This is a genomic window from Rossellomorea marisflavi (genome assembly GCF_009806575.1).
Taxonomy (GTDB): domain Bacteria; phylum Bacillota; class Bacilli; order Bacillales; family Bacillaceae_B; genus Rossellomorea; species Rossellomorea marisflavi_A.
Window position 1 is genome coordinate 1721065 of the sequence record NZ_CP047095.1, and the last position, 12691, is coordinate 1733755.

General features: G+C 48.1%; 10 protein-coding genes and 2 pseudogenes. 10 read left to right on the plus strand and 2 right to left on the minus strand.

The window, feature by feature from the left end:
- Window positions 1-7: 7 nt before the first annotated feature.
- The 4 genes and pseudogenes from D5E69_RS09045 (at window position 8) to D5E69_RS09060 (ending at window position 3382) form a co-directional block, all read left to right on the plus strand.
- A complete protein-coding gene (locus D5E69_RS09045; protein WP_048004249.1) occupies window positions 8-520 on the plus strand; it encodes a 1,2-dihydroxy-3-keto-5-methylthiopentene dioxygenase in 513 nt (170 codons plus the stop codon).
- A 179-nt stretch (window positions 521-699) separates the two neighbouring features.
- A complete protein-coding gene (locus D5E69_RS09050; protein WP_048004248.1) occupies window positions 700-924 on the plus strand; it encodes an aspartyl-phosphate phosphatase Spo0E family protein in 225 nt (74 codons plus the stop codon).
- A gap of 205 nt (window positions 925-1129) precedes the next feature.
- Window positions 1130-1570: a MarR family winged helix-turn-helix transcriptional regulator gene (locus D5E69_RS09055; protein WP_048004247.1), complete on the plus strand. Its 441-nt coding sequence runs from the start codon at window positions 1130-1132 to the stop codon at window positions 1568-1570.
- A gap of 116 nt (window positions 1571-1686) precedes the next feature.
- Window positions 1687-3382 (plus strand): annotated as a pseudogene (locus tag D5E69_RS09060) (M3 family oligoendopeptidase).
- 45 nt (window positions 3383-3427) lie between these two features.
- Here D5E69_RS09060 and D5E69_RS09065 read toward each other — a convergent pair.
- A pseudogene (locus D5E69_RS09065) lies at window positions 3428-6456 on the minus strand (efflux RND transporter permease subunit).
- 222 nt (window positions 6457-6678) lie between these two features.
- Between D5E69_RS09065 and D5E69_RS09070 the strand changes: the two are divergent.
- A complete protein-coding gene (locus D5E69_RS09070) occupies window positions 6679-7722 on the plus strand; it encodes a YkvI family membrane protein (protein WP_148794919.1) in 1044 nt (347 codons plus the stop codon).
- Between the two features lie 52 nt (window positions 7723-7774).
- Here the strand turns inward: D5E69_RS09070 and D5E69_RS09075 are convergent, their stop codons facing one another.
- Complete coding sequence (locus tag D5E69_RS09075) at window positions 7775-7954, minus strand: YkvS family protein (RefSeq protein ID WP_048004243.1); 180 nt, start codon at window positions 7952-7954, stop codon at window positions 7775-7777.
- 164 nt (window positions 7955-8118) lie between these two features.
- Here D5E69_RS09075 and D5E69_RS09080 point away from each other — a divergent pair, with 164 nt between their 5' ends.
- The 5 genes from D5E69_RS09080 to D5E69_RS09100 all read left to right on the plus strand — a co-directional run bounded on the left by D5E69_RS09080 (window position 8119) and on the right by D5E69_RS09100 (window position 12649).
- Window positions 8119-8313 (plus strand): protein YkzS, encoded by a 195-nt coding sequence (locus tag D5E69_RS09080; protein WP_048004242.1) that lies wholly within the window; start codon window positions 8119-8121, stop codon window positions 8311-8313.
- A gap of 86 nt (window positions 8314-8399) precedes the next feature.
- On the plus strand, window positions 8400-9131 hold the full coding sequence (locus tag D5E69_RS09085; RefSeq protein WP_148794921.1) for an SDR family NAD(P)-dependent oxidoreductase: 732 nt from the start codon (window positions 8400-8402) through the stop codon (window positions 9129-9131).
- A gap of 154 nt (window positions 9132-9285) precedes the next feature.
- Window positions 9286-10218 carry an AAA family ATPase gene (locus tag D5E69_RS09090; protein ID WP_159129573.1) on the plus strand — a complete coding sequence of 311 codons (933 nt, stop codon included), beginning with the start codon at window positions 9286-9288 and terminating at the stop codon, window positions 10216-10218.
- Between the two features lie 5 nt (window positions 10219-10223).
- A complete protein-coding gene (locus D5E69_RS09095; RefSeq protein ID WP_063191162.1) occupies window positions 10224-11438 on the plus strand; it encodes a DUF58 domain-containing protein in 1215 nt (404 codons plus the stop codon).
- Window positions 11390-12649, plus strand: coding sequence for a hypothetical protein (locus tag D5E69_RS09100; RefSeq protein WP_159129574.1), 1260 nt, complete (start codon window positions 11390-11392; stop codon window positions 12647-12649). The genes D5E69_RS09095 and D5E69_RS09100 overlap by 49 nt, the downstream gene beginning before the upstream one ends.
- Window positions 12650-12691: the final 42 nt, after the last annotated feature.

Here is a 12691-nt window from a genome sequence, read left to right on the forward strand (position 1 = left end):
AAAAATCATGACGACGATCAAGGTACAAGGAAGCGGTAAAGTTATCGACAATCAAGAAGAGGTGATTCAGTATCTGAATGACCAGGGTGTCATTTATGAACACTGGGACATCGGGAAACTGAGTGGCGATCTCCAAGAAAAATTCGACCTTTCTGATGAAGAAAAAGATAGGATCCTCACGACGTTCAAGGGTGAAATTGAAGATATTTCAGCCAGACGCGGATATGAAGCGTGGGATATCATTTCCTTATCAGACAGCACCCCGAACCTTGATGAGCTTTTGAAGAATTTCCAACAGGAACATCACCATACCGATGATGAGGTCCGATTCATCGTCAGTGGGCATGGAGTGTTCATCATCCAGGGAAGTGATAGTGATTTCTTTGAAGTCCACCTGAATCCAGGCGATCTGATTTCCGTTCCGGAAAACATCCGCCATTATTTCACACTGGCAGATGACAGGAAGGTAGTGGCCGTGAGAATCTTCGTTACGAAAGAAGGATGGGTTCCGATCTACTGATTGAAACCACCCGAAAAACCTGTTCCCTATCAAAAGGGGAACGGGTTTTTATATGGCAGCCGATGTCGAAATTTCGTCTATAACTGATTGTTTTGTCTTGTTTTGCGGTTCTATTTACTTTTCTAGTAAACCCTGAGATAATGCTCAAATAAAGCAAGCAATCAAAAGGGGTTAGATGGATGAACCAAATGCTGAAACGAAAGTGGTTATTGTTGAAGATCAATCAAAAGCGTTCGGAAATGATCTCTCTTGGAGAAACGCACGGGCTTGGTGCCAAAGAGACCCTGGCCTGCAGTCAGGAACTCGACCGCCTCTTGAACGAGTATGATAAAGCTTCCCTGGACCGAAGCGAGGCCGAAATGGAATATTACAGTAGACATTTGCTCAAAAGACCCGCATCGTAATCGACATCTGAGAAATCCTCTAGAAAAATTACTCCGTGAAATGATGCATCGCATCAACTACTACCTTGAAGGGACGCCCATAAACGGTGCGTCCTTTTTCCGTTGGAATCCTAAGTTTTGGAAAAATCCACGTCAGTTCCTTTGACAAAAACCCCGTACATTTGTATAATAGTTTGAAACCGAGATATTTAAAGGAATGAAAACTATGAGTGAAACCAAGCAATCCCTGAAGCTATTCATCGTTCTATCAAGGGCCTTCAAAGCCATCAATGAGGAAATAAATAAACACATCCAGGAAAATGGACTGAATCCTACGGAATTTGCCGTCCTGGAACTCCTCTATCATAAAGGAGATCAGCCGCTTCAACAAATTGGCGGAAAGATCCTTCTTGCGTCCGGAAGCATCACATATGTTGTGGACAAGCTTGAAAAAAAAGGTCTTCTCAACCGCGTAGCCTGCCCCAATGACCGCAGGGTCACATATGCCCAGATTTCGGAGGATGGCAGGGTGCTGATCGACCGGATCTTCCCTGATCATGAGAACAGGATTCATGAACTGATGTCCACGCTTACTCCCGATGAAAAAGAGGAAGCAATCGGACTCCTCAAGAAATTGGGTCTGTCGATTAAAGATCTTTCCTACTGAAAGCCTGCAAAAGCAGGCTTTTTTGCATGGTAAAAGTCGAGGGAGAGAAGGAAATGGACATTCCTTGGCGAAATACTAGAGAGCCGTGAAAGATTCTATCAAAACTGGAGGTACCAATGAAAAAATTTGAAGAGTATACATACGAAAGACCGGATCTTGATGAAGTAAAGGTACGTTTCCATGATGCCTTGAATCTGCTGAAAAAAGCTGAAGGCATGTCACAGCAGGTCGAAGCTATAGAGAAGATCAATCAGATCCGCATGGAAGTCGATACGATGGAGAATTTAGTGTATATCCGTCATTCCATCGATACGAACGATGATTTTTATAAAGCGGAACAAGACTATATGGATGAACTGTCACCTGAAATACATGGTCTGGTTACGGAGTTTTATCATGTCCTGCTCGAGTCCCCGTATCGCAAAGAATTGGAAAAGAAATGGGGGGGCAGCTGTTTTCACTGGCAGAAAGCGAGATCAGGACGTTCTCACCCGAGATCATCCCACTTCTCCAAAAGGAGAATAAGCTTTCCTCAGAATATACAAAGCTGATGGCTTCGGCCAAGATTCCTTTTGAAGGAGAGGAAAGGACGCTTGCCCAGATGGGGCCATTCAGCCAATCCCCTGACCGGGGGACCAGGAGGCAGGCGGCAACAGCCACTACCACATTCTTTGAAGAAAACACGGATGAACTGGACCGGATCTTTGATGATCTGGTGAAGGTGCGGCATGAAATCGCCGTGACGCTCGGCTTTGATAACTTCGTCGAACTTGGCTATCACCGGATGACAAGGACGGATTATACGCCGGAAATGGTGGAGGTCTTCAGACGTCAGGTAGAAGAATTCATCGTGCCCCTTTGTGTCGAGCTGAAGGATAGGCAGGCTGATCGGATCGGTCTGCAACATCTTACATTTTATGATGAAGGGTTTAAATTCCCGTCCGGTAATGCTGATCCGAAAGGAGATCCCCAGTGGATCATCGAAAACGGGAAACGGATGTATGAGGAACTTTCCCCGGAGACGGCAGAATTCATTTCGTTCATGCTGGAACGAAACCTGATGGACCTTGAAGCGAAGAAGGGAAAAGCAGGAGGGGATACTGCACGTATATCGCGCAATACGAGTCGCCTTTTATTTTCTCCAATTTCAACGGGACGTCTGCTGATATCGATGTTTTGACCCATGAGGCGGGGCATGCTTTCCAGGTCTATAAGAGCAGGGGATACGATATCCCTGAATACCACTGGGCCACCTATGAGGCGAGTGAGATCCACTCCATGAGCATGGAGTTCTTCACATGGCCTTGGATGAAATACTTCTTCAAAGAAGATACAGAAAAATATAAGTTCACCCATTTAAGTGAAGCGTTGATGTTCCTTCCTTATGGAGTGGCCGTGGATGAATTCCAGCATTTCGTCTATGAGAAACCGGATGCTACACCTGATGAACGGAAGCAGATGTGGAGGAGCCTGGAACGGAAGTATCTCCCTCACCGTGATTATGACGGCTTCGGATATCTGGAGGAGGGGGGCTTCTGGCAGAGGCAGTCGCATATTTACAACTCTCCGTTCTACTATATCGATTATACCCTCGCCCAGATCTGTGCCTTCCAATTCTTCAAAAAGATGAATGAAGACCGTGAGAGCGCTTGGGCATCCTATCTGGACCTTTGTAAGCTTGGTGGAAGTAAATCCTTCCTGGAGCTGCTTGAGGCGGTCCATCTGGATTCCCCGTTTGTGGAAGGGACCGTGGAGAAGGTGATCGACCCGATCCGGAAATGGCTTAATGAACTGGATGATCAATCATTATAATGGACAAAAGGAAAAGAGGCAGGCGCATGGGCGCCTGCCTCTTTATCATGCTTGTTTTTTCATTTCTTTCTTTACCGTTTTATAGAAGAAAACTTCGTACAGGACAGGTAGAAGAATGAGCGTCAGTAAAGTCGAAGACGTCAATCCACCTATTACGGTGATAGCAAGCCCTTTGGAGATGAGCGTTCCGGATGATGTTGTGAACGCCAGGGGTAGAAGGGCTGTAATCGTCGCAAACGCCGTCATGAGGATCGGACGCAGCCTCGTTTTGCCCCCTTCGATCAGGGATGCCCTGATGGTCATTCCTTTTTGATCCCTGTTTTGCCCGATACGATCGACGAGGACGATGGCATTGGTCGTCACGATCCCGATCAGCATGAGTAGGCCGATCATGACCGATACGCTGAGTGGTTCATTGGCGACCGACAGTCCGAGGAGGGAGCCGATCGGCACAAAGATCAGTGATGACAGGATGATGAACGGAATCCTTGCTTTCCCGAATGTGATCAGCATGGTGATGTAGACAAGGCCTATGGCGATCAGCATGGCCAGGCCAAGATCTTGGAACGTCTGTACCGTTTCATCACTTCCGCCTCCACCTTCAAATGACACATCATCAGGAAGGTCGAGCTTCTTCACACCGTCCACTGTTTCCTGTGACACGGCACGAATATCATCGCTTGAGATCTGGGCGCTGACACGCGCATAGATCTTCCCTTCTAGCTTCTGGATGGACGTGTAGCCTTCGACTTCATCGATTTTCGCGATATCAGTCAGTGGGACAGGCCCCTTAGCGGTGAATATGGTGATATCTTCAAGTTCTTCTTTGGAGGATGTTTGATCCTCATAGCTCAACTGTACCTTTCGATCCTTTCCATCCAGTGGCAGAGTGCCGACGGATACAGGTTCGGTCTGGTCCGTCACGGTCCCAAGCACCTGGAATCCGGATACCCCTGCTTTCGCGGCCTTCTCAGGATCGATATCGATGATGATCTGCTTTTGTTTTTCAGAGAAGTTATTGTTCACATACTTCAACTGATCTTGATCCTTCATGTACGCTTCTACTTCCTTCGCAGCAGTTTGAAGGGAATCAAGATTATTGGAGAAGAGGTCGATGTCCACGTTGTTGTTGCTTGGCGGACCACCAGTCTGCTGCTCCTGAACGCCGAGTTTTGCGTCGGGTTCATCTTTGTATACAATGTCTTCCATGTTCTTTTGCAAGTCTTCAAGATATGCATTTACATTGGTCTCTTCATCGAGGGTGAGGAAGTAGTTGGCCTGGTTTTTCCGTTTCAACCCAGTTTGGAAATCACGGCTTCCTATACCTGCTGTAACTTCTTTGATTTCTTTCTCCCCGTCGAAGAATTCTTCCAGCTTCATGGACACGTCATTGGTCCGTTCAAGGGACGTGGAAGAAGGGAGCTGTACGCTTGCGACGAGCTGCTTTTGCTCTTCATTGGGAATGAAGGTGAAGCCGAGCCTGCCTGCCAGTGCAAAAGAACCGAGCAGGGTGACCAGGGATAGGGCGATGATGACGATTTTATGGTTAAGCGACCACTCAATCGCCTGTGCATACCATCGCTGAAGTCTTCCTTCCTTCTCCTCCGGCGGGACTTTTTTGAATGAGAACTTGGACAGGATCGGAACGATGGTAATGGCAACGAGCAGGGACGTCAGCAGTGAGAATACGATGGTCAAAGCGAACGGTAGGAAGAATTCTCCCGTCACCCCGCCGACGAATCCGAGTGGAAGGAATACCACTACGGTCGTCAATGTAGAAGACGTGATGGCTTTCAGGATTTCTTTTGTGGAGTCTTCAATGATTTCATCATTGATTTCCCTGCCGGACTTCCGGACACGTCTGAAAATGTTCTCAATGACGACGATACTGTCATCCACAACGCGTCCCACTGCTACAGCCATGCCCCCAGGGTCATGATGTTGAGTGAGATATCGAGCTGTGCCAAGAAAATCGAAGACACGAGCAGCGACAGGGGAATCGAGATGATGGCGATGATCGTCGCTCGGATATTCCGTAAGAACAGAAGAACGGCCAGAGAGGCGAATACAGCTCCCAGAAGGCCTTCTTTCACCAGGGTCTCAACAGATTTTTTGATCCCGTCTGCCGAATCGAATCCGATGGCATAGCTGAAATCATCTTTGTACTCTTTCATCACTTCAAGAACCTGATCTGCTACCTCCACCGTGTTGGCGTCCTGTTTTTTGGTGATGGCCATGGAGAAGGAATCTTCCATATTGTAACGGGTGATTTCAGGACGGTCCGTCACTTCTTCGATTTTGGCAATATCACCCAGGGACGTTGGAGGTGCCTGAGGATTGACCTTCGATGTAAGGACAATCTCTTTTAACTGTTTAATGGTATCGACTTTCTCCTGCAGCCTAACAGGAACCTGGATGTTATCCCCATCGAGATTTCCAGCGGGGAATGAGAGGTCCTTTTCATTAATCTGATCCTTGATATCCGTCAAGCTGAGTCCGTTTTCGGCTGCTTTATCTTTATCGATGGTAATTTGCAGGAGTTCTTCTTTCAGCCCACCGACAGATACGGAATTGATTCCTTCGATTTTCTTCAATTCAGGGATGACGTCATCTTCCAACAGGGACTGTAAATCAGCATTGTCCTTCGCAAACAGGGAGATATTGAAGATCGGAAGTGCTCCGAATGACGTTCTGCTGATATCGGTGGTCACTTCATCCGGAAGGTCGCTGTCAGAGATGAGGGAGTCCACCTTGCTTTCCACTTCGTCCATGTCTGTATTGAAGGGGAACTCCAGGTTGATCACAGAGATTGTTTCGTAGGTGGAGCTTGATACTTGTTTCACTCCTTCAACACCTTTGAATTTCTCCTCGAGATCTGATGTCACTTTATCGTCTAGATCATTGGGGGAAGCCCCCGGGTAAACGATTTCAACTGTAAGCTGAGGAAACTCGATATTCGGGAGCAAATCCAGTTTGAGTTTCTGGAACGAATACAGCCCCCCGAGGATGAGAAGGAATGAAATGATAAAGACCGCTACTGCATTCCTCAGGCTAAAACGGGTAAAAAAGTTCACATGGATTCCTCTTTTCTATTTGTTTTTACTTGTGTTATCCCCTATCTGTTAAGAAGGGATACACGACTTAAGTTCATTATAATGACAAAGGCGTGAAAAAGCCCGTGTGAATATGTTCGTTTTACACTATTTCTAAATAGACATAACAAACAGCTGAAATCCGTACTTCTGATTCGGGGGCCTGTACATACAGTAATAAGAGTAGAAGTACGAGGTGATGGAATGAAACGACTATCGGGCGCTTTTCAAATCGCCGCGGTATACGTGGGGACGGTCATCGGTGCCGGGTTTGCAACGGGAAGGGAAATTGTCGAGTTTTTCACTAGATTCGGGATCTATGGATTAGTGGGTATCGTGGTAAGCGGGTGGCTGTTTATCATGCTTGGAACGAAGATCCTCGTGATCAGCCATGATATCAAAGCGAGATCCTATGAACAGTTCAATGAATATGTTTTCGGCAAGTGGTTTTCCAAAGGGATGAACCTATTGATGATGCTCATGTTGATCGGGGTTTCGGCGGTAATGGTGGCAGGAGCAGGAGCAGTCTTCGAAGAACAACTGGGTCAATCGAGGCAATTTGGGATTGTTCTTACACTTGCTCTCGGATTTTTAACCATGCTTATTGGTACAAGGGGATTATTTGCTGTCAATACCATCGTCGTTCCACTGATGATCTTCTTCAATCTTTATCTGCTCTATGTCTCCTTCACCCACCAGCCCGATCTCAATATGATCCTCTCAAGAGGAGATGATGGTTTAGGATGGAGGACGGTGCTTTCGCCTTTCGCCTATGTGGCTTTCAATCTTGCCATGGCCCAGGCGGTCCTCGTTCCAATCGCCGGTGAAGTAAAGGACAGGAAGATGATCAAATATGGAGGGTACCTTGGAGGTGTCTTACTCACCATCATCCTGATTTCCAGTCATCTGACGCTGAGCCTGATCCCCGATGTCACACAATATGAGATTCCCATGGCGGTCATGATGAAGACGTTTGCTTCCGGTATGTATCTTCTCTATATCATCATTATATACGGAGAAATCTTTACGTCGGTCATCGGTGGGATCTTCGGTCTGGAAAAACAGCTGTCGGGATATCTGTCCATCCCGGTAGTCTACACATTCACTGTGATCATTATCGTGATCTACTGTTTGAGCTTCTTTGAATACAGCCGACTGCTATCTTATCTGTATCCGCTATTCGGTTACATGAGCATCCTGTTCATGCTCCTGGTTGCCTGGAAGAAGGAACACAAGGCAGTACCTTGATCATACGGAAAAAAACAGGCCATCAGTTCACTGACGGCCTGTTTTGTGAGGTTCACGCTTCCACAACGGTATAATTTTTATGGTTCACAACTGTTTTTTCCTCTAACTCAAGATCCCGGTAGTTCTTCATATACGTTAAATCTACGATCACTGAGTTTTCGTTCACCTTCTCGACGACTCCTTTTAACCCATTCCTGAATTCAATGACATTCCCAATCTCCGCTTTTTTCATTAGAGGCATCTCCTTTTTACCAGAAATCTACAAACGATTATTAATATTTTGACGTAAAGTAAGGAAAGAGTAAAGAGTTTTTGGAAAATTTCATCAAGAAAAAATTCTTGAGGTTTTAAAACGACCCGATAAAATAGGAAAGAGAATCAGAAGGAGGGTCTACCATGGATATAAAAGAGATTGAAGGATTAGTGGAAGGGTTACGAACTGGTGAGCTAAATGAAGTGTATGTGAAAAAGGAAGACTTTTTGTCCTTTCGGTCGGTGCTTGTGAAGCAGAACGATTTCAAACATTTCCGCGGCATAGCTGCACAGGGCGGACATACGCTTTATCGCTATCTGGAAACAGCCAGAAGCTAAAGGCGAGCACGAACGGTGGCGACGTTTCTTTCGCAGAATATCGGGTAAGCTTTTAGAGAATGTACTGTCAGAAGGGAGCAAGGGAAATGGAACGAATCATCTGCATCACAGGAGGTACAAACGGGATCGGCCGTGGTCTCGTGAAGGCATTCGCGGAAAAAGGCTGGATCGTGGAATTCATGGATATAGACGAAAGTGGGCTTGGGTTTGCCGAGGAACTTAATGGACAAGGTCATAAGACACGCTTTCATAAAGTCGATGTAGCAGATCACACTGCCGTTGCCGGGGCATTTTCGAAGATCGGTGCCGATCACGGGAGAGTGGACGTCATGATCAATAATGCGGGTGTTTCAAAATTCAAGTCGTTCTGGGAGCTCGAACCGGGTGAGTGGGACCGCATCCTCTCCGTAAACCTTGGAAGTGTCTTCCATTGCAGCAGGGAGGCGGCCAAACTGATGAAGGATGGCGGGGGTAGCATCATCAACCTGTCCTCGACGCGCGCCTTCATGTCCGAACGGGATACCGAAGCCTACTCAGCCACCAAAGGAGGGATTTACAGTCTGTCCCATTCCTTGGCCATCACGCTGAGCGAGTACGGGATCCGCGTCAACTCCATCAGCCCTGGGTGGATCGCGACAGAGGACTATGACTCCCTGAGGGAAATCGATCATGCCCAGCATCCTTCCGGAAGGGTAGGAAAGCCGGAGGATATCGCCAGGGCATGCCTTTTCCTCGCAGACCCTGAAAACGACTTTATAACGGGTGAAAATCTCATCATCGACGGCGGGATGTCGCGAAAGATGATCTATGAGCATTGAACAAGGGGGCCGCTTCCATTGGAGGCGGGCTTTTTTAGTTGACTGCTCGTTGAATTATTTGATTATTGCTAATATTTGTATACTGTTTTACACTTAAGAGGATATCGCCGTTAGGCTAAAGACATTCTCATTATAGAGAAAAGGGGGAAGACGGATGTCTTCATTGCAGGAATTAAAAAAAGAGATGGAAAAGGTTCTGGTCGGGAGGGAAAAGGAAATTGATCTTTTGATGATCGCCCTTTTGCAGGATGGACATGTGCTCTTGGAGAGTGTTCCTGGGACAGGGAAGACCCTCATGGCCAAAACCTTTGCACAATCGATCAGTGGTTCTTTCAAACGGATCCAGTTCACACCGGATGTACTGCCGAGTGATGTGACGGGAATCCAATTTTTCAACCCGAAATCTCAGGAGTTCGAGCTCAGGACAGGGCCGGTGCTGACCAATGTCCTCCTTGCTGATGAGGTGAATCGTGCCACTCCAAGGACACAGGCTAGCCTGCTTGAGGTCATGGAAGAAAAGCAGTTTACCATCGATGGGGAAACCATTGCACTGGAACCTCCGTTCATTGTCATTGCCACCCAAAATCCGATTGAGTCCCAGCAGGGAACATTTCCGCTCCCGGCAGCTCAGCTCGATCGATTTTTACTGAAGATTCCTTTCGGTTATCCGGATTTTGAGGAAGAAAGGAGCATCCTAGGGCGATTCAAGCGTCCACTTGCAAAAGACGCCACCACGGCGGTCCTGGACCTGCCGACGATCCGGCGTTTGTCTGAAGAAGTGAAAGAAACCCATGTGTCTGCTGATATTGAAACCTACATACTCAAAATCACAAGGGCGACCCGTGAGCATGAGTCGATTGAAGTAGGGGCGAGTCCGAGGGCGAGCCTCGCCTTGTTGAAGGCCTCTCAAGGGTATGCTTTCATTAATGGGCGTGATTATGTGACCCCTCATGATGTCGAAGTGGCGGCACCATATGTTCTCGAACACAGGATTTCCCTCACCTTGGAAGCCTCCATGACAAAGACGACCGGGGAAGTGATGCGGCAGGTTCTTGAGCGTGTCATGGTACCGGTAGAAGCGAGGTAGGTGTCATGAAGTGGAAACGGGACATCGGGGAAGATCCGTATTTGAATATGAGTACGATGCTTCTTGTCATCATGCTGGCCGGAAGCTTATTTGTACAATCCTACATCGCTTCCGGGGTGTTACTCTTATGCATCGTCTACGTGCGCGTCCACCGCTGGTTCCTTCTGAAAGCGGGTGAGGGTGTGAAACTTGATTCGACACCTAAAAAGGTGCGGATGCATGAAGGGGAGGAAGCGGAGTGGATGCTCGGCTTCCGTAATGACGGCCTGCCGGTCTGGGGGGCCACATTGAAGCTGAAATTCAAGGACATCGTGGAACCCGCATCCAAGCAGATGCGATTTGACGTAACGTCAGGGGTAGTGGAAGCTTCGGTCCCGTTCTCTGCGGGGAAAGGGGAGCGAGTGGAGATTTCCATCCCCGTAATAGGTAAAAGGCGTGGACTCTGCCGCATCACCTCCATGGAGCTCTACATTCCCCATCTATTCGGGAGCGGGAGGACGGTGCTCCAGCTGATGGATCCGATTCCATCGACCTTGATGGTATTTCCACGTTCGACACCCGTCGTGGTGGAGGAGCATCCTATATCCATGCGTTTTGGAGACGTGTTCACTCCCCATTCCCTATATAGTGACCCTTTTCAAATCGTCGGGACGAGGGGGTATGTGGCAGGGGACAGGTTTCAGGATATTCACTGGAAAGCTTCAGCAAGGACCGGGGATCTGCAGACGAAACAGTTTGCACCGTCCACTCAAAAAGAGTGGCTTATCGCCATCAACTTGTCCGACCGCTATGCAATCACGGGCCGATTGGAATCCATCGTCAGTCAGGCTGCCTACATGATGCAGCTGGCAGTCAAAGGAGATATCCCCTTCTCCATGGTGATCAATACGAGGGGACCTGGTGCCACTCCGTACTTCCACCTGCCATCCGGAGCTGGTAAACCCCATATGCAAAGGGGACTGGAACTGCTGTCAGCCCTGTCAACGGATGACTTTACCATGCCTTTCGAGCTTGTCCTACAGCATATGAGGAGCAGGCAGTGGCTCCCCCCCGTCATCTTTCTTGCAGGAGAGCTGAATCAGGAGATCGAACGCGTACTGACACAAATTGCTTCAGGGGGGACCCAAATCCTCAAACTTACCACATTGAATGAACAGGGGGTGGCGTCGCGGTGGAATATGAAATCCGATCCTCGTCAACCGATTTCCAAAAGCTCCTGACCATGAAGCTTTGCTTCCTTGCGGGAGTGGAATCTCTTTTTGCATTTCTGCTCATGACCTTCCTTGCACCAAGAAATCAGCTGCTCAGTGACTATCTGCCCCTGATCATGCTTTCTTTTCTTGCTCTATCCGTGTGGGCGGTCATCATCGGACGTTCAGGCAAGGTCATCCCGCTGCCCCTATACGGAATGTTTGCACTGATCCTCTTGGTGGGAGTATTCTTTTTTTTAGTCAACCTTGTGTTCTTGGCAGGAGTCTTAGTATACCTTTATTGGAGGATGAATTCTCATCTAGAAGAAATGGAATATAGCATTGAAATCAGCAGCGGTGCATGGGTAATCTTCCTAGCCATTGCCGCAGCGTCAATGATGACGAGTCCCATGAGGGGGATGGAGAACGGTACACCGGTCATTGTCACGATCTTCCTGTACCTTTTGTTGACTGTCAGTGTGACACCCATCCAGCGGATGATGTCCCACGAGTCGGGGAAGGGCCCCTATTATGTGCCCCTGATGCTGATGGGAGCCATTGCAGGGGTGGCAATGGTCCTTGGATTGGTCAGTTTCGTCCTCATGCAAGTGGTATACTGGATACTTTCGAAAATTTTCTGGGTGTTCTCCTTTGCCGTCGATCCCATCTATAATGCGATCGAGCATTTAAGGGATCTGGTAACGTCCCTTTTCAATGAAATGTATGGAGGTGGCGGGGAGGGATCACTCGAGAAAGGGCAGGTAGAGGCTGAAGAACCGCCCCTTCCCCTTTCTCAGGGGATGTCGCTCGATTGGCTGGTGATGGTTCTCAGCATCATCGCCGTCCTTCTCATCATCGTGTACTTCTATGTGAGAAGGAAAGGGTCCGACGCTGCCAAGAGAGAAGGGAAGGGATTTTCAGTTCATGCTTATCCAGACAATCCGGTGGAAGGCACTCAAAGTTCAGATTACGACTACAGTCATGCCGATGATCGGATTCGTGAAGCAGTGACGGAATTTGAGCGCTTTTCCCACTCAAGGAATGCAGGGAGAAACGTCAATGAGGATTTGCGAGCGTGGTTTGTCAGACTTGGGCTGGAAGACGAAGAACGATTCTTCATCATCTATGAACAGGTACGGTACGGCCGGGGCGGAGTATCTCCTGAAGACGGAGATTTCTTTGTCCGCAGAATGGAGGTCCATACATCCGCCATGAGCCCCGTAAGCGAAAAAGAAGCGTAGGAACACGGGATCCCGTATGAAGATGCAGGGTCCCGAATAAGC

Excerpts from the sequence above, each read along its gene's own strand:
- D5E69_RS09045 (WP_048004249.1), top strand. The coding sequence starts at position 8 with ATGACGACGATCAAGGTACAAGGAAGCGGTAAAGTTATCGACAATCAA.
- D5E69_RS09050 (WP_048004248.1), top strand. The coding sequence starts at position 700 with ATGAACCAAATGCTGAAACGAAAGTGGTTATTGTTGAAGATCAATCAA.
- D5E69_RS09055 (WP_048004247.1), top strand. The coding sequence starts at position 1,130 with ATGAGTGAAACCAAGCAATCCCTGAAGCTATTCATCGTTCTATCAAGG.
- D5E69_RS09070 (WP_148794919.1), top strand. The coding sequence starts at position 6,679 with ATGAAACGACTATCGGGCGCTTTTCAAATCGCCGCGGTATACGTGGGG.
- D5E69_RS09075 (WP_048004243.1), bottom strand. The coding sequence starts at position 7,954 with ATGAAAAAAGCGGAGATTGGGAATGTCATTGAATTCAGGAATGGGTTA.
- D5E69_RS09080 (WP_048004242.1), top strand. The coding sequence starts at position 8,119 with ATGGATATAAAAGAGATTGAAGGATTAGTGGAAGGGTTACGAACTGGT.
- D5E69_RS09085 (WP_148794921.1), top strand. The coding sequence starts at position 8,400 with ATGGAACGAATCATCTGCATCACAGGAGGTACAAACGGGATCGGCCGT.
- D5E69_RS09090 (WP_159129573.1), top strand. The coding sequence starts at position 9,286 with ATGTCTTCATTGCAGGAATTAAAAAAAGAGATGGAAAAGGTTCTGGTC.
- D5E69_RS09095 (WP_063191162.1), top strand. The coding sequence starts at position 10,224 with ATGAAGTGGAAACGGGACATCGGGGAAGATCCGTATTTGAATATGAGT.